Source organism: Indolivaga capnocytophagoides DSM 22835, assembly GCF_000426485.1.
Lineage (GTDB): Bacteria > Bacteroidota > Bacteroidia > Bacteroidales > Dysgonomonadaceae > Dysgonomonas_A > Dysgonomonas_A capnocytophagoides.
Genome location: NZ_KE384529.1, coordinates 629,609 through 654,828, shown reverse-complemented (window position 1 = coordinate 654,828; position 25,220 = coordinate 629,609). Strand labels below are relative to the sequence as shown.

Below are 25,220 nucleotides of genomic sequence, written 5' to 3'. Positions count from 1 at the left end.
ATTTTCTAAATTTTCACGTCTTATATATAACACAAGAGTCTGTTCTGTAATAATTAAGTGAGGATAAGTGTCTCTACTAATGTTTCTTAAAAGATTAATGTTCTGTTGCGCTTGTACTTACTATAAGTAACAAAGAAGGTCTGTGACCTTAACTAAAATTATTTATTTTATGAAGGGAAGATATCTGAATTCGTTTATGTTTGGGATATTTATATTAGGGTCAGTATCATGGAATTCCGAACTTACAAAAGGACTTTCTTCTTTGAGGGAGATAGATAACATACAATTATCTCAGAAGAAAGCAAGTTTGACAGCTGACGGGGATTCGGCTGTTTTTACGACAAAAGGAACCTGTTGGTGGATCAGCCAGATTTTGGTTGACGGGCAGCCTGTTGATTTTAAAATCGCAGATTCTCAGAGTGATAAATTTAAATTAGATGGGAAATGGTTCACTGTCGAACGTCATGGCCGTCAGAAATTAGTTGTGAAGACTGCCGATAATCGGTTTGTGTCTCCTCGTAATGTGCAGGTTGTTCTCGAAGTCGGAAGATTTCACGACAGCATAACTGTCGAGCAAGAGGGAGTAAACCATTGGTTGGCTCAGAATGATGAAGTTAAGTAAGTAACATCTAGTATTTAATGATGTGTTTTAGTTTATAACAGACTTTGATTGTTTTACTTACCAAAGTTATAAAAAGGTCTGATACCTTGATAACTGAAAAAATCGAAAGTCTGAAGTACCTTAATTCTCTTGTGTCACGATTTGATGTTTGTGCTTAACCAGAACTTTATCAATACGAGCCCCGTCCATATCTACGATCTCGAATATCAGGTTATTCCATTCGAGTTTCTCGCCGGTAATGGGGATGTGTTGTAAAAGATCCAGAATCAAACCACTGATGGTATTATATTCGTTCTCGAAATACAGATTGCCGAGATCGAAATATAAAAGAAAATTATAGAAGGGGCATTGTCCGTCGACAAGGCAGCTGCCATCGTCTCTGACAACGATTTCGGGTTCTTCGTAGTCGTCGGGTATTGCTCCTACTAATGCTTCCAGAATATCTTTGAGGGTGATAATACCCACTATTCCACCAAATTCATCGCAGATAAGCGCATAATGCACGTGGCTGCTTTTCATGTGGTCGAGTGCGGTGTACACGTCCATGTGTTCGGGGAAATACTGGCAGGGGCGGATCACGCTTTCGAGCTTAAATCCGGATTGCTGTATCTTTCCGAACAGATCTTTCAGGAATACGACCCCTGATATATCATCGAGATTGTGATCAGCTACGGGATATACATTAAAAAGATTGTTTTGTACGGTATCATTGATCTTTTCCGGAGTCATGCTTGTATTCAGCCAGACAATCTCGCCGCGGTGTGTCATGATAGATTCGAGGGTACGGTCGCCGAGAGTAAATACCCGCTCGACAATATCCTGTTCCACTTTTTTAACCTCGCCGTCTTCCGTTCCTTCTTTGATCATAGATTTAATTTCTTCTTCGGTCACTTTATTATCCTTGTCATGGATATTAAGAATATTGAAGATCGAAGATGTACTTTTTGAAAGTATCCAGACAAAAGGTGATGCTATATGCGAAAGTATTGTCATGGGGCGCGCAACAAGTTTTGCCACTTTCTCGGCCAGACTCATACCTATACGTTTCGGTACAAGTTCTCCGAAAATAATGCTCAGGTATGTAACTGTAATTACAATAGTGCCTTGTGCGACATAGTAGGTTGTAACAGGTGACAGTCCGAATATATTGAACAATGGCATAAAGTCTTTGGTGAGGACATCTCCCGAATAAATACCGGTAACTATGCCTATCAGAGTGATACCTATTTGTACAGTAGATAAAAATTTATTGGGTTCGGTCGAAAGTTTGAGGGCTGCCATTGCTTTTGGATTACCCATTTTCGCTTCGTTCAATAACTTTGATTTCCGTGCCGATATGATTGCTATTTCGGACATCGAGAACAGTCCGTTTAATAATATAAGAAGTAATATAATAAATATATCCATTGTAATTTTTTATCGGAATTTCCGCTTTCAGCGAATTTATATATAATCTTTCAGAAATGGTGCCTTTTTTTTTATATATCATGTTTTTTTGATAAAAATGGCTGTTCAAATTCAATTGAACAGCCATTTTCTGTTTTGTCTTACAGATGTTGTCTGATAAGATATTTTTGCTTACCGATAGTTGATAAAAATTCTGAACTTTTTATTTGTAATCGGCGGGTGTGATTAAGACTTCGTATGTTTTTCCAGATTGCGCTCGATAGATATGTTTGAATATTACATTCTTGTCCATCAGCTGTGTTGATGCCTTGTCTGCTCTTTGTGCTTTACTGAGATATTCCTTCAACATCGGAAGATTTTGTTCAGTAAAAGATATTTTCGAATCGTCCAAATCATAGATCATTTCTATAGTATCGGGTGCCGTAAAATTACATTCGGCAAGTAATGTTATTTCATCCATCTGTATAGGCAGCAGCAGTTTATTAAACCAAACATTTTCAGGTATGATTTCCGCTAATATTTCCTGATCGGAACGATTATCTTTTTCTTTATCTTTTGAATATTCAGCGTATGTTACTTCCACCTGAAACAGTTGTTTGCCATTGGTGTCTTTGTATGAGTAAAGAAAAGAGGTGTGCAGGTCTCGCAGAGGTTTCAGGTCTGCATTATTTTTAATTTGATAGAGTATTCTGTTTTTGAATACTTTTTTTGCCATAACCGTATCGGTGACTTCTTTTTTGGTGGTGAGTTTATAATTGTACTTCAAAACATCTCCGGGAAGAACTTCTGTTCCGGTTAAGATGGTTGATATATCAATCTGAACTGGGCACTGTTTATTTGCCTCTTCGGATGTTGCTTTCAGCATCGGATTTATCTTCTTGCTGTCCGAACATCCTGTTAATAAAATAATTACGGTACATAATAAATAAAGAGTCTTTTTCATAGCGGGTGTTATTTAAGGTTCCTGTAATGAATATTCTTCAGGCAGTATCGTTATCGTACATAAGTACTTGTTATTCTTATCCAGATATTCATATTGAATGCTAACCCCATGTTCGGAGAGGTATTTCATCTCGGGATTGTGTTTTAGCGTATCTACAACTATAGGAGTATTGGTTGATTTGAAGTAGATGCTGTCGAAACGCGAGGCATCTTCGTTCAGTAGTTTTGTTGTATATTCGAGGGTTTTGTTGTACGTTTTGCAGTCTATAAGGCTTATTCCGCTGCCTTCGGTAAATAGGGGAAGCTGTTGTTTGGTCTTTTTTACCATTTCTTTCAGCACCTTCTCCACGTTGCCGTTACCGGAATGTGTTGTTCTGAGATCTGGTTTTGCCACGGGATTTTTGTAATCATCGGGAGTGATGGTCAGTTTTCCCAGCGGTTTTCCGTTCTCGTCCTGACAGGAATAGACAAAACTTACATCTTTTTCCGTCAATCGTTTGAGTTCGTCATTATTTTGCAGATTGTATAAAAGCGTACTTTTCATTTCGCTTTTAAATTCATTCCGGTCTATCTTTGTCGCATCGATAAACAAAAATGTGTAGTTGTACTGAAGCGTATTGTCGGGTAAAACCTCACAGCTGTCTAGTCTGATTGTCTGGTCTATAATAATCGGACAATTATCGTTGATATCCTGTGCTTTTTTTTCTAATTCTTTTTGCATTATGTCTTATCATTAAGGTCGTAAACCTTTTTATTACCTCTGAAAGTAACGCAATTGGTGCAGGCTACGACTCGAAAATATACTGAGGTCTCAGACCTTTTATGGGCTATGTTACTATTCTAACGGATACGATTTGATTTTCCAAGTATGACTCTCAATCTCACTTATTCTTCGAGGTTTCCCGCTTGGTTTTATATCAACAAGATGCGAATATAATTGAAAGTTGGGAATAAAAGAAAAAAAACGGTTCGATTAACGAACCGTTTTCTTCTATTTTTATGTATCAACTGTTAAGTTGTTGGTATTTCTTCTGAAGAAGTTTTCTCTGTGGCTGATTTTACCCGTCCACCTTTCACCCATGTGCGCTGATAATAGGCTTCGTCGAGGCTACTGATAATTACTCCGTTTGATGTAGATGCATGGATGAAGTGTCTGTTGCCGAGGAACACTCCTACGTGATTCACTCGTTTACCTCTTCGTGAGGTAGAGAAGAATACTAGGTCTCCCGGTCTCAGTTCGTTTTTCGAAACATCATTTACATCTATTCTTGAGATATCGTTGCTGCTGCGTTGCAATGTAACCCCGAATACATTTTTATAAATAGTCCCTGTGAGTCCCGAGCAGTCCATTCCTCTACTGCTCATTCCGCCTCTGCGGTACGGAGTTTTCAACCAGTCCATGGCTTCGTTGTATAACGATGTTAGTTTTTGGTTGGTACTGTCTTTGGGGATTTCGATGCCTATTTTTGTTTCTACAAGTTCGCGTTTTGCTTTTGATGATGTTTTAGCTGAAGATCTTTTCTTATTCTTTGCGTCAACTGCCGAAATAGCTATGATTATACATAGCAGGGCTAGCGTGAGTCTTGTAGAAATATTTTTTATCTGCATCTGGTAACTTTATTGTTAGGGTCTAAGAGGTCTTAAACCTTTTTGTTAAAAAACGGGATAAACAAATATATGTATTGTAAATCAGCTATGCAAAACGCAAAAAGTTATTTTCTCTTAATAGATCTTATCTTATTGATTAAGTATATTGATTATAAATGATTTATATCAGCAAAAATATTTTCTTAAAAAATGCAAACGGATTTTAAGTCTTGTAAATCAAATATATAGAATGCCATGGATTGCTCATATAGAGCTATTGTGTGCAGTTTTTATTTGTTTACAAAATAGTCGAAACCACTTTTCTGAGACAGCTTGTTCAGTGCGACATACCGAATGGCATCTATGGCATGGTTGTAGCGGTCGCAGGGAATATTAAGCGGATTGCCCGAAATGTCTGTTTGCCAGCGATAATTACGAAATTCGGAGATAAGGTTAGTGCTGCTCTGTGTTATCCGTTTCGGATAGCGGTTGAGTATAGATAATCCTGCCAGAATGCTGTCCGGCCCTTTTTTTGCTGCCTCAATCGTCCATTTTTGATTACGTATTTCGCTGATCGACTTGGGTTCTGCACTATCTGCGATAATGGGAGTGGAGTGGGGAACCTGCAGGTCTTCGAGATGATTGCATATCATTATGTTGTCGTAATTTTTTGCATAAAGCAGTTCGTGCATCCATAATATACCTTCTGACAAACGTATGTCGATGATAGCTGTGGGGTCGTTGGTAAATCCGAAGTCCATGCCTATCCAGCGTTGTTTGTAATTTTCGGGCAATTGGTCTGTTATTTCCCAGTTTTGCATGATCAATTCTATTTTCGATCCTGTTTGTCCGAGTCCGTATACCTGCCACCATTCATTGTCGGTTTTGTTCGATTCTATTTCGGAAAGCTGGGCATGTGTCAGATAATCATTGTCTTTGTATGTGGAATGTATAAGCAGCGATTCGGGACGTGTCAGAACTTTGTCATCTACCCAAAATTCGTAAGATGGATTAAAGTCTATAAAAATAGTTTTACGTGTACGGATGGCTAGCTGGCGGTATGTTTCGAAAGGAATATTGATACATTCATTGACGAACAATATATCACGGGAAGGTCCGTGTACTTTTCCGGGCTGATCAGCCGAAAAGAATTCGATCACCGAATCATTTATCCGGTATACTTTGTCGGTAGCATTCCATGCTCCGTGCTTCCAGTTTTTTTCTGTTCGGAGCATTGTCTCAAAATCTCTGATACAGCCTTTCTTGAGATGGGGCATAGATTCCGATACGACTGAAATGAGGAGTGGTGAAGAGGAACCTTCTGCGATTAAACACAAAGCTTGCAGTATGCTCCAAGTCTTTGACGAACGGGTCGAGCCTTTGTTGACGATAACACGTACGCCTTTGGTGTAAGCAGTGACGTTACGATTGAATACTGTTGTTACTTTCATATCTGTACTTTTTAAGTATAGATAAAAAAAGAAGCGGCAACAAGATGTAAGGGAAATCTTGCTGCCGCCGGATGGATTTGTTAGTCAGCCTGTAAGTAATCTTACACAGTAAATAACAGCAGGTCTGAGACCTGATCCATGAAAGAAAAGGTGTTTCTTTATTATTTATTTTTTAGCTCCCGACATGATGCCCGAATCAGTATCGCTGTTATTGATTCGTTTATCGCCGCCGCTGAACTTACGTCCGAAGTCGAGGTTGAATGTGAATTTGATTGTGTACATACGTGTAAGGCTTCCGGTTGATATTCTTGATTTTACGGGATTCAGATCCGACCAGTTTTCATTTTCACGTTTATAATGTCCGCCAAACGGGTTGAATGCTCCGATCATTACCGACCATTTGGGTTTGCTGTAACCTAGTCCTGCCATGTGTATCCGTTCTCCATTGTTGAGCGATTCGCCATAGAAATAATCCCAGGGTGAATAATAGTTGAACGATCCGGTAAAATTTTTATACGAACCGTCGACACTTAATCTGAAGAATCGGTTGGTATATTTATGTGTATAATCGAGACCTTTACTTATATAGTGATTGATACCCGGAGCGAAAGTGATGGTCAGGTGATCTTTCAGCGGTTTCAGCTTGAACGATATCTGGGCTTGCAAATGCTCGTGAGACCTTTGGTTCTGGTTTGTGCGGACAAATACTCCGTCTTCGAATAATACCGATTCCATAATAGGATCACTGTTGTATTTGTATCTGCTGAAAAGCTCCACACCGAAGATGCCTTTGTTATAACCCGATGTAAATGTATGGTTGTATGTTTGTTCGGTTTTCAGATAAGGGTTTCCTCTCCGTATCTGTAACGAATCGATAGCCTGTTCTACATTATTAAGGTCTGACAGAGAAGGTGTATTGTTCCACATATTGAATCTGTAACGGAAGTACAGGTTGTCGTTCGGGTTGTATGTTATACGTGCCGATGGCTGAAGGCTGTATTTTTCCTGACTCTTTGCAGCCTGGCTGTAATAAAATCTTACAGCGGTAATGTTAGCCATATAGGTGAATTTTCCTTTTTTCAGTTGATATTCGCTGTAGGCATATGTTTCGGCTTGTTTCATTGATACATCAGCAGTGGTTGTGCCTTTGTATTCGTTATTTGAATAGACCTGCATGTGTTTCAGTCCCGATGTAAGTTTGCCGTCTCCGATTTTACGCTCGTAAATACCTTCGGCTATCAGTGAATATTTGCTGCCCGAAATATCGGAATAGATGTCAGTTATAGCGTTTTTTTCTCTGTGTTCCTGATAAAGACGTGTATTATGAGCATCAATATATGTTCCTACCACATTGAATATGAGCAGCTGTTCGTTTTTCAGATTTTTTTGAAAGTACAGATCCAGTGCAGGCGATTTAGTCTTTTCGGTAGAGTGATCGCTGATTATTAAAGGAATATTATTATCAGATGTCAAAAGTTTACTGTTACGGTCGCTGTACATATTGGGCGAGTGACTGTAATTGTACCGGAATGTAGCATTGAAAAAATAATTGTCTTTATCCATCAGGCTGTAATTGAGTGATGTGTTTGAGTTCCTTTCCTTAAATAAGGTTGGGTCTCCCATTTCTTCACGGTTTATTGTATGATCGGGGAATACAAACGATTCGTTATTGGCTTGCACCCAGTTTATTTTACGATACGAATAATAGCTGTTTACCGAAAATTCGGATTTTTTGTTGTTGTATTTTGCCGAGAGGTTATCTTCAGCGAAACCAAGTCCATCACTCAGATTATTCATGAAATCGCCGTTGACATTTCCACCTGAAATACTTCTTCTGGTAATGTAGTCTATTACAGCGGCAGCATTTCCGTAACGAACTCCCGGATCGTCATGAAATTCTATACGGATAATATCTTCGGGCTTTAATGATTGCACATCGGCATTGGTAACCTTCACTCCATTGATACGAAGTTGCACTTCTCCGTTTCCGGTAGTTGATATTGCGTTTGTCAGAGGGTTTACTTCGATACGCGGCAGTTGCAGCTTTTTTAGTAAATCGAATCCGTTGGCAGATGTTTTTACCTGTTCACCCGAAGGAGTAATCAGTTTACGATCCGATTTGTTTATTACCGATTGAGCGGTAACGGTTACACCGTCGAGCATCACCGAAGATGGTTCGATATTGATATCTCCCAGATCTTTGTTATCGGTAAGATGCTTTACGGGGGTATATGATGTCTGATAGCCCATATAAGAGATAGATACAAGGTAATCGCCCACAGCATTGTTGAATGAAAAGCGGCCATCTATATCAGAATAGATACCTGCTACAAATGTCGAATCGTCTTTCAGTAATGAAATATTGGCGAATTCGATAGGTTGAGTATTTGATTTGTCTACAACACGTCCCGATAGCTTAATATTCTGAGCGGTTAATAACCCTGAGAATATTCCTAAAACAACTAATAAAGTTAATTTGCATTTCATAATGGCTGTATATGTGTTTATTTTATTTCTTTTCGTTACTATCAATATGACTGTGTTTGATCGAAAAACGTTACAACACAAATCATCTTATGTCATAAATAAATATGCTAAAGCTGTGCCATGTTTTGTAATTTTCTTATTTACAGATGGTTGTATTTTGTGTTTGTTTTTGTAATGTAAAATATCTTTACATTTTAGTGTTTGTCTTTTTTACAGTTGTAATCAATTTAGCTGAGTTTATTCTATATTTTTATACCGTTAGCTTGTAAATCGTGCATTTTATGTAAGTTTGCAAAAAATAAAAAAACAGAAAAGCAACGTATTATATGTTACTGCGTCTTAAAGTTGAATAACTAAAAGTATTTAATGATGTATTTCAAGATGATAACTTTCTATGGTTGTTCTACTTGGAGAAGCAAAAAGGTCTGAGGCCTTTAAAAACAACTCATAATAGAATAAAATAATGATGAAGTATAGATTGTGGTTGTGTACGATAATGTATTTATGTTGTACAATGGTGTTTTTCGCTCAGGAAAAAGAACCACATTGGGCTTTGCAGCTTAAAGCCGGAGCTGGTTTGTCGAATGTATATGTCGGTTCGGATGAGAATACGACTAGTGATATGAAGGTCGGTTATCAGTTTGGTATATATGCGGAATATGTATTGCCTTCGGATTTGTTTTTTCAGACAGGATTGATTTTCGAGTCGAAAGGAGCGAAATACAAAGCCGAAAACAGGAATGCCGAGATCATTGATTATTATATGATGGATATGAGTAACGGATGGATTGTTGGTAATCAGAGCGTTTCGGTTAATGCTATATATTTGCAAGTGCCTGTGTATGCCGGATATAAATTTGATCTGAATGATAATCTGTCGATCAATATTGCAGCAGGTCCGTATCTGGCTTATGGTGTCGGCGGAAAAGCTACAATGGATGAGGTTGATGCTAAGGAAAATGTAGTTAAAACTAAGAAAGATGTTTTTGGTAAGGACGATTGGAAACGGCTGGATGCCGGATTAACTGCATTGCTGGGCGCTGAATATAAGAAAGTTTCGGTTAATCTAGGATACGATTTCGGTATGGTTAATATTGACCGTGTTTATGAGGTATATAATCGAAATTTATTTCTGAATATAGGATACCGTATTTTTTGAGCGGATTTCAAGAATTTATATAAATAAAAAGGCAGATTCTCAGAATCTGCCTTTATTATTTACTATTCATATTAGAATAAAGCGTAAGTCAGTCCGAAGTTGAATGTTGTGTGAGGGTACTTGTCGTGCAGGTTATCATTATGCTGTGTGTAACGCTGGAATTGATAGTCGAGACCAACCGATCCGAATAGCCGTAATTGGGGAGACAGGTAATAATAAGCATTCACACCCACGTAAGTATATGAGAACAAAATATCTTGTTTCGGGTTACCGCTATATCTGTCCCAAGTTAAAGATTGGCTTACTTTACCTTGCACATAAGTACGTGTATTCATGTAATAGCTCAGTGCATATGATGCTTGGATAGACGAATTGATAGAGCCATCATCCATAAAGCTGATTTTTTGATATCCACTCGAAATGCCTGCGTAAATAGAGCGTTGCCATTTCAGGTCTAGAGGCTTTTCGTTACGATAATCAAGATATAATGAGGCTGAAAATATGTTCGAATTTGAAGAATTACCATTAATACGATAATCTGAATAATTGTACATCGGATTGATACCAGCTTTGAAATAAGAGCCGGATTCTCTCAAATCTCGGTCTCCATACATCCACTTGTCGTAAAGTGAGGTGAAGTATATTGCTGAATTGTCTTTTTCGATGTATTTATTCGCTACAAGAAATGAGTCGATAACTGAAATTTCGTCTATTAATGCTAATCGAGGATCAAAGCTACGCTTGTTTTTTACAAGAGATATTTGTTCCGCAAAAGCATTCACTTCTTCGTCAGTAAGTGTTTGTTTTATAATGCCCTTCTTACTTAATTCTTCGAGGATATAAACTGCCTGACGAGCATCTGTAACATTTTCGATACGTCCTTTACCGATACCGAGTTTTATGGCAACAAAAGCTTGGAATTTATTCGTTTTATCTTCTGCTGTGTAAGAATATGGAGGGGTGTCAATATTTTGGGTACTCTTGGTTTTAGCATAATTATAATTGACGTATCCATTAGGTGAGATTTCGAAAAACAACTTGTTATCCATAAAATGGAAAGCTTGCCTGTCTACCGAAAAAGAGGTCAAAGCATTAGTCGCTTTACTGTTGTCTATGCTTGAATGAGAAGCTGTCCCCATTAGTGATAATTGGGTTTGCTCTTGAATCTTTTCCGAATTTGCAATGGATTTATAATCAGCACTAAGGTTTCCACCATAATTATTGCTTTCGTTTGTTGTTGTTTTTTGGAAATTACCCGCTGTACTAAAGCCCAGATCCAAAGCCTTGCGTTTATAAGTCGGGTTGACGTAGTTTTCGAGTTTGTAATTGTTGTATTGACCAAATCCACTTATACTGATAGTTAGTAATAAGCTTGTCATTACATAAAGTTTCTTCATAGTTCGCGTTTTTTTTTGTTTAAAATGTGTTTTGATTCAAAAGTATATAATATCCTGATATAATTGTCCGAAAAGAGAGATTTAGTTGTTTTTCTGCTATGAAAATATTATTCTATATAGAAATTCGTTTGTCTTTTAGTGTTCTGCTTTTTTGAAAGAGAAATTACAGAGTGTAACATATGATACATTTTAGCTATTATACATTCTCTAGCTTTGCATTGTGATCAATTAAAAAACTATCAATAATTTAAAAATATAATTATGAGCATGTTTTGTTATCAATGTCAGGAAACCTCCAAAGGTACAGGATGTGAAGTTATAGGAGTATGTGGAAAAACTCCCGAAGTATCGGATATTCAAGATCTGCTGTTATTTGTAAATAAGGGCGTTGCTATTGTTAACGACCGTTTACGAAAAGAAGGCAAGGCATCTCCCGTAGCAGATAAGTTTGTTATAGATGCCATGTTTATGAGCATCACTAATGCAAATTTCGATTTTGAAGCTTTGAAAGTTAAAGTAAAAGAAGGATTACAGCTTCGTAATAGCTTGCTTGAAAAGCTGAACGATAAATCTAATCTGCCGGATGCTGCGACATGGAACGGATCGGATGACGAATTTATGGACAAAGCCAAAACTGTAGGTGTTCTGCACGAACCAAACGAAGACCTGCGTTCTCTCAAAGAACTGATACATTACGGGCTGAAAGGAATGGCTGCATATGGCGAACATGCTTATAACCTCGAAAAAACAGACGATGAATTATACAGATTCATGCAGCACGCTTTAGCTGAAATTACCCGTGAAGATATTACAACTGATGAGCTTATTGCTCTTACTCTCGAAACCGGTAAATACGGAGTACAGGCTATGGCATTGCTCGATGCCGCTAACACAGGTCGATTCGGAAATCCCGAAATATCTACAGTAAATATAGGTGTCGGTAAAAATCCCGGTATACTTATCAGCGGACACGACTTGCGTGATATTGAAGAATTGCTTATTCAGACCGAAGGTACAGGAGTAGATGTATATACTCACAGCGAAATGTTGCCGGCTCACTATTATCCTCAATTGAAAAAATACAAACATCTTGCAGGAAACTACGGAGGCGCATGGTGGCAGCAAAAAAGCGATTTCGAAAATTTTAACGGACCTATTCTGTTTACAACCAACTGTATAGTTCCTCCGTCTAAATCTGCATCATATGTCGGTAAAATATTTACAACGGGAGCCGCCGGACTTACCGGAGCAAAACATATTGCCGAACGTAAAGACGGACAGCCTAAAGATTTTTCGGAAATCATAGCAATGGCTAAAACATGCAAGGCTCCTCACCAAATAGAAGAAGGTACTATTATCGGAGGGTTTGCTCATGCTCAGGTATTGGCTCTTGCCGATAAAATTATCGATGCCGTAAAATCGGGAGCCATCAAGAAATTCTTTGTGATGGGTGGTTGCGACGGACGTATGAAAAGCCGTCAGTATTATACCGACTTTGCTCAGGCATTACCTAAAGAAACCGTTATACTTACAGCCGGATGTGCTAAATACCGATACAATAAATTGCCGCTTGGCGATATAGGTGGCATACCCCGTGTTTTGGATGCTGGACAATGTAACGACTGTTATTCACTGGCTGTAATAGCTTTGAAACTGAAAGAAGCATTCGGACTCGAAGATATCAACGACCTGCCCATTGTTTATAATATTGCATGGTATGAACAAAAAGCTGTAATTGTGTTACTGGCTTTACTGCATCTGGGTGTGAAGAATATCCATCTCGGACCAACTCTTCCCGGATTCTTATCGGCGAATGTAGCGAAAGTGCTTGTCGAAAATTTCGGTATCGGAGGTATTACAAATGTTGAAGACGATATAGAAGTATTTATGGCTGGTTGATTTTGAAGGAGAGACCGGTTAAAGTGTTTTTCTTAAAAGAAGATGTAGTGGTTTATCTGCCGCTACATCTTCTTTTGTCTTTTACCTGTTAAAATGACTGTTTCGTCTCAATAAAGATGTGTTTCGTCTCAATATCGAAAAAAGTATACTTGATGTTTCATATATTTGCGTCAACAATAAAGCCCGTTTTTTTCATATAAAGAAAGTTTAGGTTATACCTATTCATAAATAATTAAACAACACATAAATGAAACGTATTTTATCACTAACGATTCTTCTGCTTTTAATAGGTTGGGGCATTTCTTTTGCTACTGTACTCCAAAAGAAAGAGAGTTTCACAATTAAAGGTATTATTATGGATCGGGATTCGAAAGAGACTTTAGCCGGTGTTCCTATCGGGATAAAGGAAATTCCCTCGAAAGCGACCAGTTCAGACGTCTCCGGTTCTTACTCGATCACATTACAATCCGGCAAATATACGCTGTTGGTTTCGTATGTCGGATATGAAACGCAGGAAATAAAAATTACCGTAGATAAAAATCTGGAGAAGAATATATCATTGTCTTCCTCCTCCGTAAACCTGAATGAGGTAGTTGTCAGCAGCCGTAAGGCAGACGAAAATGTTACCGCTGTTCAAACCGGAGTAGAGCGTATTGATATTCAGGAGATAAATAAGCTGCCGGTTCTGATGGGAGAACGTGATATTATAAAATCACTGCAATTGATGCCCGGTGTAAAATCGACAGGTGATGGCAGTAGCGGAATGTTCGTAAGAGGAGGTTCTGTTGATCAGAATCTTATTCTGCTCGATAACGTTGCCTTATATAATGCCTCGCACTTGATGGGATTTTTTTCGACATTCAATTCGGATGTTGTGCGCGATGCCGTATTATATAAAGGTGCATTACCTGCACAATATGGAGAGCGTTTGGCTTCTATACTTGATGTACAGCAACGTAACGGAGATATTGAAAAGTTAGGTGTGACAGGCGGAATCGGGCTTATTTCATCTAAACTGAGTTTCGAAGGGCCTATTCAGAAAGGTAAATCATCATTTATAGTCGGAGCGCGTCGTACCTATGCGGATGCCATTGCCCGTATGTCAGGAGTAAAAGAAGCTACAGATGCTTATCTGTATTTTTATGACTTGAATGCAAAAGCAAATATCTGGCTCTCAAACAAAGATCAGCTTACATTTTCTGCCTATTTCGGCAAAGATAAAATGGTATTGAAAGATGCTGCTAATACAGACTGGGGTAACCAGATAACTGCTCTGAAATGGAGTGATGTATTTAGCAATAAATGGAGTTCGGCAACAACATTTACATACAATAAATACCAATATAATGCGCATGCCGATTTCGGAACGAATATGGATGCGGAGGCCGATATTATGGACTTAGGTTTCAAACAGGAATTTGTATTTCTTCCTTCCGCAACCAATACGTGGAAATTTGGAGTACAGGCAACCCGACACCGTCTAAATCCGGGTGACCTGGCAAGAAGTACCACTAAGATAAATCTGTATAACCGTTATGCACTCGAAAATGCTGCATATCTGTCGAATCAGGTACAACTGTCCGATAAATTCGAAGTGATTTACGGTCTACGCTTATCGGCTTTTTCAGCTATGGGTAAAGGAGAATATTATACTCTTGATGACAACCGTAATGTAACGGATAGTACATGGTATGGATCGAAAGATGTAGTCAAGACATATATAAACCTAGAACCTCGTGTGTCAATGGCTTATAAGCTCGATAAATCTTCTTCTATAAAGGCTGCTTATGCCCGCACCACACAAAATATGCACTTGCTGACATATTCTGCCACAGGTACACCTTACGATCGTTGGACAATGAGTTCGAATAATGTAAAGCCTCAGATCGGAGACCAGTATTCATTAGGATATTTCCGCAACTTCAAAGACAATGCATACGAATTTAGTGTGGAAGGTTATTACAAGCATCTTAAAAATCAGCTCGATTTTGTGGATAATGCCGATTTTGAAGGATATAATGTTATAGAAACCGAATTACTTGCAGGTAAAGGACGTGCGTATGGTATAGAATTACTATTGAAAAAGAAGAAGGGACGTTTGACCGGATGGATCAGCTATACATTATCCAAATCGGAAAAGCAGATAAACGGTATTAATGACGACCGTTGGTACGATACATATCAGGATCGGACACACGATATATCGATAGTAGGGATGTACGACCTAAATAAAAAATGGTCGTTGTCCGCAGCATGGATTTATTATACCGGTAATGCCCTGACATATCCAAGCGGAAAATACCAGATCGACGGTAAAGATGTGATGTATTACGCTGAGCGTAACGGATACCGTGCACCTGCATACCATCGCCTCGACTTAGGTGCTACATGCAAACTGAAACAGACCCGAAAATTTTCATCCGAGCTGGTATTCAGCCTTTATAATGCATACGGACGTGAAAATGCTTATATGATTGATTTCAGAACGAATGACGATGATCCGGATAAGACAACAGCTTATCAGTATGCCTTATTCCGTTTTGTGCCATCCGTTTCATGGAATTTTAAATTCTAAATCGTAAAACATTATGAAAAAAATAATAAATATACCGCTCATAGTCATTGCATTATTAATGACAGCAATACTTACATCTTGCGAAAAAGAAATAGATGTAGACCTTAATTCGGTTACACCCCGATTGGTTATCGAAGGATTGGTGGTTAAAGATTCTATTGCAAAAGTAAAACTTACCAAAACCAAGGATTTTAATGATAATAATGTATACGAACCTATTACAGGAGCCAGTATACAGATCAGTGATGATGCAGGAAATACCGAAACGTTATTATTAAACAGTACAGGATGGTATGTTGCTAAAACTCTGAAAGGGGTTGAGGGCAGAACCTATAAACTCACAGTGCTTTATGATGAACAGACATACACTTCTACATCTAAAATGCCCCCTGTGGTTAAGATCGATTCGCTGAGTATGTTTGACTTTAAAGTTCTTGATTATTGGTTGCCGAGAGTACACTTCAAAGATCCCGTCGGAACTACCAATGATTATTACAGAGCCAAATTATATGTCAATGATAAATACATTCCCTGTGCTTACGAAGCTATATCAATGGACAGAAGCGATGGTATAGAGTATGTTAACTTATGTTTTCCGGATGAAAAAAAACTCGTAGATGAGGAGATTAAAAAAGGAGACAGACTGAAAATAGAATTACAAAGCCTTGATAAAGGTGCATATACTTATTTTTATACTCTCGACGGAATAAGCGACTCTAATAATAATCCTACAAGTAATATTACAGGAGGTGCATTAGGTTATTTCAGTGCCTATTCGTATGATAGGCAGGAGATAATAGCCGATTGGGAAGATTAACATAGACATAGAGCAAATTCTTCATTCACACTTATATATATTTGACTTTTTGAAAAGAAAAGGATGCCACGATAAAAATCGACCGGCATCCTTTTTCTCTACTATTTACTATTACAGAGTCTACAAGCCTTCAGGCTTATTCGTTATATTGCTTTTTTAGTTTTACAACCGCCGATTCGAGCGATTCGGTCGGTTCTATAATATTATAGGCTTCCCAGAAATTCTGATCCGAAAAATTACTTATCTTATCCGATAACGTCTGGTTTTGTTTGAAAAATTCTTTACTCGGAGCTTTTTTCATATCCAATGGTTTACTGTCTGTAACTACCAGTTCCGAAATAACGGTATAGGAAGTCGAGAACAAACGGCGTTTCCAATCGCAGTTGAACCTTATCTGGTTTCGTATATAATTGATCCGGCTGCGACCTTCCAAAGTTTTGTATGTAACGACAAATGAGACTTCGTTTGGTTTAAAACGCAATTTCGGTGGTTTCTTCTTAAGGATGATGCGGGTCACCTTGTCCCTGTTATCCATACTCAGGCTGTATTCGACACGTGATATGGTCAGATTTTGCTGATCGATGTATATATTGCCTGTATACAATGGTATTTCGGCTATAGCCTGAGGTGTAAACCTGATTGTATAATGGGGGCGTTCGTTGATAGTTACAGGGTCTTCCATCTTGAACATGTAAAGCGGAAGCGATTCCTCATCGAGCAAAGGATAAGGCTGTTTTACAATATCGCCGTATATCGCCAGATTAGGTCCTCCTTGCAATTTGACACTCAGCGTGTCACTTGGTTTTGGGCTTAAAAGCCTCCGTCCTTTGTATATTTGTACACCGTCGTTATCCGTATTCTGGTTGTATGATGTTTTGTATATGTTCATCACGGCTTCGGATATATCAATGTATCTCTTTCCTTTTTGTATGGTTTCCCTGTAAAAACCCGATAAGATAGTTGGTGAGTTAGTATAATTCAGGTCGATTTTTTTGACGGCTTCCCTTACTATTGCAAGAGGATCGCCCGACCGGATAACAACTTCGTCGAGAACCTGACTGTCGGATGTCAGCATAAACGTTTCATTTTCGATGTTTTTACCGCCGATAGGATGCAGGTGATTATTATATCCGAGATGGGTAAACAGCAGGTTGTCCGATTTGTATCGGACTGGTATTTTGAGAGTAAATTCACCGTCACTGTTACTTACCGTTCCGATGTTAGTCCCTTGTACTGATATATTTACGTATTCGAGTTTCTTTTTCGATTTCTGATCTTTTACAATTCCGCTGATGGTAATGACCGAATCGTCCTGTGCCGATAAAGGAAACGTAGAGGAGAGAAAGAATACTGCCAACAAAACATTCAAAAACAAACAACTTGAAGGTTTCATAATAAATGTGTATTAGATGGTGTATATATTATCTCGAAACTAAGGCTTTATAAATAACAGAAAGTATCTGATGATCTGTTTTAAAGCGACAACAGACTCTTGCTGTTATGCTATCAAAGTCAACATTTCAAACTGCAAAAGCATATGCAAAATTTATTTTGGCTTTGCCGAGTCGTGAGAAATGCCTCATAAAATAGAATAAATAGGTCCGAGACCTCATTAGTGTCCAGAGTAATAGCTTATTGGTTAATGATATAACAACCCTTAATAGTTGATTGTTTTGTAAATATATAAATATTTATTCTATTTGTGTATAGTATTTGAGCTTTTATTTATTCCAGCATCGTGGATAATTCACCAAATATATCACCATGAAGATATATAGTATTGTTCCGTTCTAATTAAATATTAGAAAGTATTTAATGACATATTTTAAAGTGATAACCAGCTCTTGTTATTATTATTGTAAAGTTAATAGAAAGGTCTGAGGCCTTAAATGCAAAAACGATCCATAAAAAATATAAACAGATAAAAGATTCACTAGCAAAATGCTAGAATTAGAATTAATAGTAATAAATTTGCGCCGAATTTAAAACTCGTTATGGACTGGTTATTAGATGCCATTTTCAAACCGTCGATGATACAGACGGTCATTCTCATCTCTGCGATTTCTGCTATAGGATTGCAATTAGGTAAAATCAAGATATTTAATATCTCGCTGGGGATTACTTTCGTCTTTTTCACAGGTATTATAGTCGGGCACTTCAAACTCGATCTCAACAGAGACATGCTCTATTTTGCCCAAAACTTCGGGCTTATTGTTTTTGTATATGCTTTAGGTATTCAGGTTGGCCCCGGATTTTTATCTTCGCTTAAAAAAGGAGGATTCAGACTCAATATGCTATCGATAGCAGTAGTGGTTATCGGTTTGGTTACAGCCATAATTCTGGCGGCAACCACTCATATTTCGATGCCCAATATGATGGGGATATTATCGGGAGCCGTAACCAATACACCGGCACTGGGTGCAGCTCAGCAGACATTGCGGCAGATAGACCCAACCAATGCCAAAGGCATTGCCGATATGGCTTTGGCGTGTGCCGTTACTTATCCGTTGGGAGTGGTGGGCGTTATATTGGCTATTGCGTTTATGAGAGCCTGTTTTGTACCTAAAAGTCCCGATGGAACCAGCAGGGAAAAGAAAGACAACAGCACGTATGTCGGTGAATTTATGGTTACCAATCCGGCAATAGCATCACGTACCATCAAGGAAATAATGAGATTGTCTCCTAAGAAATTTGTAATTTCACGTATCTGGCGTGATGGCAAAGTAACTATACCTACATCCGAATCTACATTGGAACTGAATGACCACATATTGATTATCTCTGTGAAATCAGACGTGGAAAATATCAAAATCCTTTTTGGTGAACAGGAAGAAGTAGACTGGAACAAAGAAGACATAGACTGGAATCATATCGATAACAGCCACCTCGTTTCGAGACGTATAATCGTAACCCGAAGCAAAGTTAACGGTGTAAAACTCGGAGCATTGCGTCTCCGTAATCTATACGGAATCAATATAACACGTGTCGACCGTGCGGGTATTGACCTCTTGGCATCCCCCGATCTGGCCTTACAGATAGGTGATAAGATTACCATTGTAGGAGAGAAAGTTTCGGTTGATAATGTGGCTAAAATACTAGGTAATGAGTTGGCTCGCTTAAAGAATCCCAATCTTATCGCTATATTTATAGGTATTGCTTTAGGATTGATTCTGGGAGCTATACCTATTCCTATTCCGGGAGTGAGCGTTCCTGTTAAATTAGGCATCGCAGGAGGTCCTATTATTGTGGGAATACTCATGGGGGCATTCGGGCCTCGTTTCCGTATAACTACTTATACGACTCAAAGTGCCAATCTGATGTTGCGCCAATTAGGGATAGTGGTATATCTGGCTTGTCTCGGCTTGGATTCGGGAGAGCATTTCTTCGAAACCGTATTTCAGGGCGAAGGACTCATCTGGGTGGGGATCGGTTTTGCGCTGACCGTCATACCTGTACTTATAGTCGGTATAATGGCTATGAAGATATTCGGGTTGAGCTATCCCAAAACCACAGGGATGCTTTGCGGAAGTATGGCAAACCCGATGGCTCTCAATTATGCCAGTACAACTGTAGAGGGCGATGAGCCTGCTGTTGCTTATGCAACGGTGTATCCGATGACTATGTTTATCCGCATTATAACCGCACAATTAATTTTGCTGTTTTTTGCGTAACAGAGCCGGTTGCAGGCCTTTAATCGGTGATTTCAACGTAATTGCCTTCGGGGTCTAAAATTACACTTTCGTAATATCCGTCACCTGTAGTGCGTGGTTCTCCTTTTATAATATAGCCATCTGCACGAAGACGTTCTGTCAGATTATCCACGGTCGTTTTGCTGCCTACATTGATCGAAAAATGAGCCAATCCCTTGATTAATCCTCTATCTTCTTTATTTTCAATGATATTTGGTTGAAGCATGAGTTCTATACGACAACCGCTATCTCCGAAAGAAATAAAATAAGAAGTATAATTCCTTTTCGGATTAAAATACTTTTCGCCACAAACCGTATCAAAATATGTGAGGTAAAACTGCCTCATCATTTCAAGGTTTTCTACCCATATTGCAAGGTGGTCTATTTTCATTTTATTATATCATTTATCAGTTGCATACTTTCTTACCTATAAAAAATACATACCCATAGTGTTCGCTGTATTTTTCGTAGAGGTCTATTTCTTTATCTATTTTACGAACCAATTGCAAGGCATCAGCATTGTTTTTATGCTTTTTCAGGAAGCTGTCAAAATTTTCTTCCAACGGACAAAAGTAATTCCACCAGCATTCATCCGGCATTATAAAGTGAGCTACGGGTAGAAACCCGGCTTGCTGCATCTGATCTATTCTTTCGGCAATAGAGATAATATCAGGATTTATCTCATTCATATAATCCAAGATTTCTTCAGGCTTATTTTTAGTCAGCCAGCAATATGCACATACAGCCATATAACCCTCAGGTCTCAGGTATTTGCTCCATTCTTCTACTGCGTATTGAAACCCTATTTCAGAAGCTGTACGCTCAGACCACAGAATATCCAGTTCGCCATATTCGAATGGAAGATCATATGGCGATGAAAATACAGGATAAATATACTCATTTAGTTTTTGATATTTAAGCTCGGATTGCAGTGTTTCTATAAATTCGGGAATGAAATCAATGGCGGCAATTCGGGTCTGTGTCCCTTCATATAGTGCTACTGTCTGAATGCCTGTACCGCAGCCGATATCCGCAATTTTACGAGCCCTCGGTATTCGTTCGATAAAACTGAGGGCTTTCATCGTTGTATGATAGCTGTATGGAGACAGGCTATCAGCTTTTAAGTAGAAGTCGATAGCCAGCTCATCGGATATTTTCATGTTTAAGAGCTTACAAAAAACGTTTACGCAGCCATTCTCTTACCGGAATATCATATAATCTCATCGACAGATAAGCTACACCTATGGCAGCTACAGCAACCAGAGAGCCTTCGATCCACGATTCTTCGAGAGTATATCCGTTATTGGCAACCCATCCCATATATACGTAAACCAGCGGATAATGGGTTATGTAGATAGGGTACGATATATCTCCCAGAAATTTGCATATTTTCGATGCTTTTCGTCCTTCAATTTTACCTCCTGCACCGAGCCACACGATCAGAGGAAACATAACTATCAGGCAAAAGCATTCGTACAGACCGTTGAGCCACATGCTTTCGGCCCCTCCTATACGAGGAACAGAAAGCAGGGCTACAAGCAGTAAACCGCAAACCATGAATGCGTTTTTTGTATATCGAAGTTTTCCTATACGAGCCAGTAACAATCCGGCGAGAAATGGAAATGCAAGACGGGTAAAACCTATTCGCAATTGCAATGGATCGTCTATTGTCCATCCGCCTATAATATCCCCATTGGGATTGGTCAGTGCATACTGAATGGTAAATCCGGCTGCAACAGCTACCAAAACTGCCAGTACGATTTTAGATAAGTGACGGAGTACCAAAGCATATAATATATTGGCTATATATTCGAAGAAAAGAGACCATGCAGGGCCATTCAGCGGATGCATTTCACTCCATCCTCTGATATCCAAACCTTTACTTACCGGAATAAGGGTGCAGCCGATAAGCATCACCAACAGCATTTTCCATACAGGTACTTCGCTGATATTCCAGCCCATAGCGGGAGAATCCTGAAAATAAAAAAGCAAAGCTCCGATTATAGAACCTATAATAATCATCGGTTGTAAACGGATGATACGACGTTTGAAAAAATCTTTCAATGTCATTTTATTCCAGCGGTCGTCATATGCATATCCGATCACGTATCCCGAAAGCAGGAAGAAGAAATCGACGGCAAGGTATCCGTGGTTGATTATCTGAGCGGAGTGGTCGCCATGAGAGTGAATTTCGAACACATGAAATAAAACGACTACTACAGCGGCAACTCCGCGTAGTCCGTCGAGTATTTCGTAGTGTGGTTTGGATTCGGCTAAACTTATAGATTGTTTCATCTGATGATTGAATTGATAAAAAGTTATAATATCTTTGATTGCAAATATAAGACTAAGGTTGATGCAGAGGTTGTTCTATCTTTTATTTTTATTGTCTTATATTTGGATAAAATATATTTATGAGTGAAAATATAAGATACACCCTTGCTGTGGAAGAAAACAGAGATTATTTCTTCTTCGATCATGTGCATATTACGTGGGATAATCAGATAAACCTGCATCAGCAGGATTCGTGGGAAATATCGTATGTGATTACGGGGAGAGGTGTCAGGGTTATCGGTGATATGATAGAGCCGTTTTCTCAAGGCGAAATTATACTTATACCACCCAATATTCCGCATTGCTGGTCTTTTGATGAGGATATTTGTGACGATAGGGGCCAGATCGAAAATATTACCATCACTTTTTCCCGTCGTATGCTGGCTGAACTGTGCAATGTCTTTCCGGTTCTTTCGGATACTGTTGATAAAATATCGGACAACAATAATGCTGTATCTTTCGAAGGTCAAGTGTTGTATGATCTCCAAAACACAATGATGTCTATGATCACAGAAACTCCCGCCGAAAGAATATCTTCGCTTATCCGTATATTATGCCTGATAGCTGTGCCCGATAATGTTTACATTGTCGGACGTCCGGTTATAGAGGATAAAAACATGAAGAGGAAACAAAGTATATACCTCTATGTGATGAATAATTATCAACATAATATCACACTCGATGAAGCATCCCGTTTCGTAGGGATGGAAAAATCGGCTTTCTGTGTTTTCTTTAAGAAAATGACGGGTAAGTCTTTCTTTACGTTTCTGACCGATTACAGGATAGAAGCATCGTGCCAGATGTTACTGAAAACCTCTAAATCTGTTGCTGAAGTATGTATCGCTTCGGGGTTCAGAGATGTACCCTATTACAACCGAGTGTTTAAGAAAGCAAAGGAGATGACTCCTTCGGAATATCGAAGGGCAAACAGTTGATAATTAGTAGATAAATAAACAGGTGCTTGGCCTTATTTTTTTCTGTGAGGTACTACGAAGTTAGTTACACTTATCTTTGAAATGAGGCGGTTATCCGAGTCCGAGAATACCTCCACATCCCATACATGTGTCGAACGGCCGATATGCACAGGAGTGCCGACAGCCCTTACTACTTCGCCTATTTTTGCCGATGATATATGGTTTGCGCTTATCTGGATACCGAAACAGCCTTCATCGTCTTTACACAAAAGGTTTGATCCTACTCCGGCTGCGGTTTCCGCCAGTGCAATAGTTGCCCCACCATGTAATACGTCCATTGTTTGACAGTTGTGACGTCCTACGGGCATTATTACTTCTATTGTATTTTTGTCGTTTTCTACAAAGCTCATTTTCAGGGTATCCATCATTGTATCTTTGATGCGCTCCCGAATATTATTTTTATCTAATCTCATATTTACTGCGACTTACGGTCTCAGACCTATTTTACCCGTTTGGCTGTCAAATTATAAACCAAAGGTATATCATAAATTCTTTCTATATATCTGGCGGTGTTGATTCCTTAATAATAAAGGGTTTCCAACAGGCTCATATAACGTACTGTACTGTTATTTTGTTTGGCGAAAATAGAATATATTTTTCAAAAAGAAAAATACACCCCTATGGGAATCCAAGCAATTCTATGACTCAATTACAGAACATTTGCTATATTTGTAATAAGTAAATGAAAGTATTGAATGGTACATTTTTAAGCTATAACACGCTTAGGTTATTATATTTACCAAACAAATAAATAGGTCTGTGACCTTAACCAGATCGCCTATTATGAATATAAACCCGGATATATTAAAGAACAGCCCTGTATTTGCCGGCATAGAATCTCAGGAAATAAGGCTTATGCTCGATGCCATACCTTATCACGAACAGAAATTTGCGAAAGGCGACATTTTAGCTATGCAGGACGAACCTTGCAACAGGCTCATCATATTGACCAAAGGTTTTGTCAAAGCCGAAATGTCCGATGCTTCAGGTAAGGTTGTAAAGGTTGAAGATATATATGCTCCGAATCCATTGGCGATACTGTTTTTATTTGGCCCTAACAACCGTTTTCCAGTGGAAGTGACTGCCCGGGAAGAGGTGGAAGCTCTTGTGATCCCTCAGAAATCGGTGCTGAAAATGCTTCAGATGAATGAACGTCTTTTGCTCAATTTCCTCAATATATCAGCGGTATATGCCTCTATGTTGTCTAAAAAGCTGCATCTGATGTCATTCCGTACGATACGTCAAAAGTTGTCAATGTATCTGCTTGACCTCTCAAAACCCGATAAAAAAGTTGTGGAACTCGATCGTACTCAGATCGCTTTAGCCGAATACTTCGGGGTATCCCGTCCGTCATTGGCTCGCGAATTGTCTAATATGCAGGACGAAGGTCTTATTGAAATTAACCGCAAACACATCACTATCTTACAGCGAAACAAGCTGGTGCAGATGATTACTTTCTGACGCCTATTCAGCATCTATAAATCTTGCCCGTATATATTTGGTTGTCTGGTCGCCTTTGCTATTGGTGATCCAAAGTGTATCTGCCTCTAATTTATAAGTTTGAGTATAACTCGATAAGAAGATATGTTGGTCATCGAGATAGTAGCGGCTTTTATTCAATTCGTTCTGAGCTTTACCTTCTGCATATGTAAAGTATGAGTAATAATCGTCGGTAAATACTCTGGCTATAACCATACTGTCGGTATTTTCGAAATAACTTATCCATGTGCCGGCCACAATATTTTCTCTCCGAGTATCTTCGTGATCATTGGTGTTTCCACACGCCCCTAAAAGAAAGGCTATCAATAAGAATATGTATAATCGAATGCTTTGCATATATCGGAGTTTCTAGTAGCAGTAAGTATTTAATGTTGTATTTT

21 protein-coding genes are annotated in these 25,220 nt (G+C 38.7%); 8 read left to right on the top strand and 13 right to left on the bottom strand.

Going from position 1 to position 25,220, the window contains the following annotated elements:
* Positions 1-169: 169 nt before the first annotated feature.
* Positions 170-622, top strand: coding sequence for a hypothetical protein (locus K322_RS0116070; protein WP_026627788.1), 453 nt, complete (start codon positions 170-172; stop codon positions 620-622).
* A 120-nt stretch (positions 623-742) separates the two neighbouring features.
* On the opposite strand, the gene K322_RS0116065 is transcribed toward K322_RS0116070, so the two are convergent.
* The 6 genes from K322_RS0116065 to K322_RS0116040 form a co-directional block, all read right to left on the bottom strand.
* Positions 743-2,029 (bottom strand): hemolysin family protein, encoded by a 1,287-nt coding sequence (locus K322_RS0116065; RefSeq protein ID WP_026627787.1) that lies wholly within the window; start codon positions 2,027-2,029, stop codon positions 743-745.
* 202 nt (positions 2,030-2,231) lie between these two features.
* Positions 2,232-2,972: a hypothetical protein gene (locus K322_RS0116060; protein ID WP_026627786.1), complete on the bottom strand. Its 741-nt coding sequence runs from the start codon at positions 2,970-2,972 to the stop codon at positions 2,232-2,234.
* A 12-nt stretch (positions 2,973-2,984) separates the two neighbouring features.
* Positions 2,985-3,692 carry a hypothetical protein gene (locus tag K322_RS0116055; RefSeq protein ID WP_026627785.1) on the bottom strand — a complete coding sequence of 236 codons (708 nt, stop codon included), beginning with the start codon at positions 3,690-3,692 and terminating at the stop codon, positions 2,985-2,987.
* Positions 3,693-3,982: 290 nt separating this feature from the next.
* Positions 3,983-4,579, bottom strand: coding sequence for a C40 family peptidase (locus K322_RS19815; RefSeq protein WP_051290874.1), 597 nt, complete (start codon positions 4,577-4,579; stop codon positions 3,983-3,985).
* A gap of 269 nt (positions 4,580-4,848) precedes the next feature.
* Entirely contained in the window at positions 4,849-6,009 is a 1,161-nt protein-coding gene (locus K322_RS0116045; protein WP_026627784.1) for a PBSX family phage terminase large subunit, read from the bottom strand.
* 165 nt (positions 6,010-6,174) lie between these two features.
* A complete protein-coding gene (locus K322_RS0116040) occupies positions 6,175-8,496 on the bottom strand; it encodes a TonB-dependent receptor (protein WP_026627783.1) in 2,322 nt (773 codons plus the stop codon).
* Positions 8,497-8,959: 463 nt separating this feature from the next.
* Here K322_RS0116040 and K322_RS0116035 point away from each other — a divergent pair, with 463 nt between their 5' ends.
* Positions 8,960-9,655: a porin family protein gene (locus K322_RS0116035; protein ID WP_084158598.1), complete on the top strand. Its 696-nt coding sequence runs from the start codon at positions 8,960-8,962 to the stop codon at positions 9,653-9,655.
* 71 nt (positions 9,656-9,726) lie between these two features.
* Here the strand turns inward: K322_RS0116035 and K322_RS0116030 are convergent, their stop codons facing one another.
* The gene (locus K322_RS0116030) at positions 9,727-11,052 is read right to left on the bottom strand and encodes a hypothetical protein (protein WP_026627781.1); all 1,326 of its coding nucleotides are present in this window, start codon (positions 11,050-11,052) and stop codon (positions 9,727-9,729) included.
* Positions 11,053-11,313: 261 nt separating this feature from the next.
* On the opposite strand from K322_RS0116030, the gene hcp reads away from it, so the two are divergent.
* The 3 genes from hcp to K322_RS0116015 all read left to right on the top strand — a co-directional run bounded on the left by hcp (position 11,314) and on the right by K322_RS0116015 (position 16,343).
* On the top strand, positions 11,314-12,951 hold the full coding sequence (gene hcp / locus K322_RS0116025; RefSeq protein WP_026627780.1) for a hydroxylamine reductase: 1,638 nt from the start codon (positions 11,314-11,316) through the stop codon (positions 12,949-12,951).
* Positions 12,952-13,198: 247 nt separating this feature from the next.
* Positions 13,199-15,526 (top strand): TonB-dependent receptor, encoded by a 2,328-nt coding sequence (locus K322_RS19810; protein ID WP_051290872.1) that lies wholly within the window; start codon positions 13,199-13,201, stop codon positions 15,524-15,526.
* 13 nt (positions 15,527-15,539) lie between these two features.
* The gene (locus K322_RS0116015) at positions 15,540-16,343 is read left to right on the top strand and encodes a DUF4249 domain-containing protein (protein ID WP_026627779.1); all 804 of its coding nucleotides are present in this window, start codon (positions 15,540-15,542) and stop codon (positions 16,341-16,343) included.
* 136 nt (positions 16,344-16,479) lie between these two features.
* On the opposite strand, the gene K322_RS0116010 is transcribed toward K322_RS0116015, so the two are convergent.
* Entirely contained in the window at positions 16,480-17,736 is a 1,257-nt protein-coding gene (locus K322_RS0116010) for a carboxypeptidase-like regulatory domain-containing protein (protein WP_026627778.1), read from the bottom strand.
* A gap of 601 nt (positions 17,737-18,337) precedes the next feature.
* On the opposite strand from K322_RS0116010, the gene K322_RS0116005 reads away from it, so the two are divergent.
* A complete protein-coding gene (locus tag K322_RS0116005) occupies positions 18,338-20,014 on the top strand; it encodes a putative transporter (protein WP_026627777.1) in 1,677 nt (558 codons plus the stop codon).
* Between the two features lie 19 nt (positions 20,015-20,033).
* On the opposite strand, the gene K322_RS0116000 is transcribed toward K322_RS0116005, so the two are convergent.
* From K322_RS0116000 to K322_RS0115990, 3 genes are read right to left on the bottom strand one after another with little or no spacing between them, the layout of a single operon-like run.
* Positions 20,034-20,423, bottom strand: coding sequence for a VOC family protein (locus K322_RS0116000; protein ID WP_026627776.1), 390 nt, complete (start codon positions 20,421-20,423; stop codon positions 20,034-20,036).
* A 16-nt stretch (positions 20,424-20,439) separates the two neighbouring features.
* The gene (locus K322_RS19805; protein WP_051290869.1) at positions 20,440-21,192 is read right to left on the bottom strand and encodes a class I SAM-dependent methyltransferase; all 753 of its coding nucleotides are present in this window, start codon (positions 21,190-21,192) and stop codon (positions 20,440-20,442) included.
* 10 nt (positions 21,193-21,202) lie between these two features.
* Positions 21,203-22,327 carry an acyltransferase family protein gene (locus K322_RS0115990; protein WP_026627775.1) on the bottom strand — a complete coding sequence of 375 codons (1,125 nt, stop codon included), beginning with the start codon at positions 22,325-22,327 and terminating at the stop codon, positions 21,203-21,205.
* Positions 22,328-22,446: 119 nt separating this feature from the next.
* Here K322_RS0115990 and K322_RS0115980 point away from each other — a divergent pair, with 119 nt between their 5' ends.
* The gene (locus K322_RS0115980) at positions 22,447-23,301 is read left to right on the top strand and encodes an AraC family transcriptional regulator (RefSeq protein WP_051290867.1); all 855 of its coding nucleotides are present in this window, start codon (positions 22,447-22,449) and stop codon (positions 23,299-23,301) included.
* A gap of 32 nt (positions 23,302-23,333) precedes the next feature.
* Here K322_RS0115980 and K322_RS0115975 read toward each other — a convergent pair whose 3' ends face one another.
* Positions 23,334-23,753: a PaaI family thioesterase gene (locus tag K322_RS0115975; protein WP_026627773.1), complete on the bottom strand. Its 420-nt coding sequence runs from the start codon at positions 23,751-23,753 to the stop codon at positions 23,334-23,336.
* Positions 23,754-24,123: 370 nt separating this feature from the next.
* Here K322_RS0115975 and K322_RS0115970 point away from each other — a divergent pair, with 370 nt between their 5' ends.
* On the top strand, positions 24,124-24,801 hold the full coding sequence (locus tag K322_RS0115970; RefSeq protein ID WP_035332276.1) for a Crp/Fnr family transcriptional regulator: 678 nt from the start codon (positions 24,124-24,126) through the stop codon (positions 24,799-24,801).
* A gap of 3 nt (positions 24,802-24,804) precedes the next feature.
* On the opposite strand, the gene K322_RS0115965 is transcribed toward K322_RS0115970, so the two are convergent.
* Positions 24,805-25,176, bottom strand: coding sequence for a hypothetical protein (locus K322_RS0115965; protein ID WP_026627771.1), 372 nt, complete (start codon positions 25,174-25,176; stop codon positions 24,805-24,807).
* Positions 25,177-25,220: the final 44 nt, after the last annotated feature.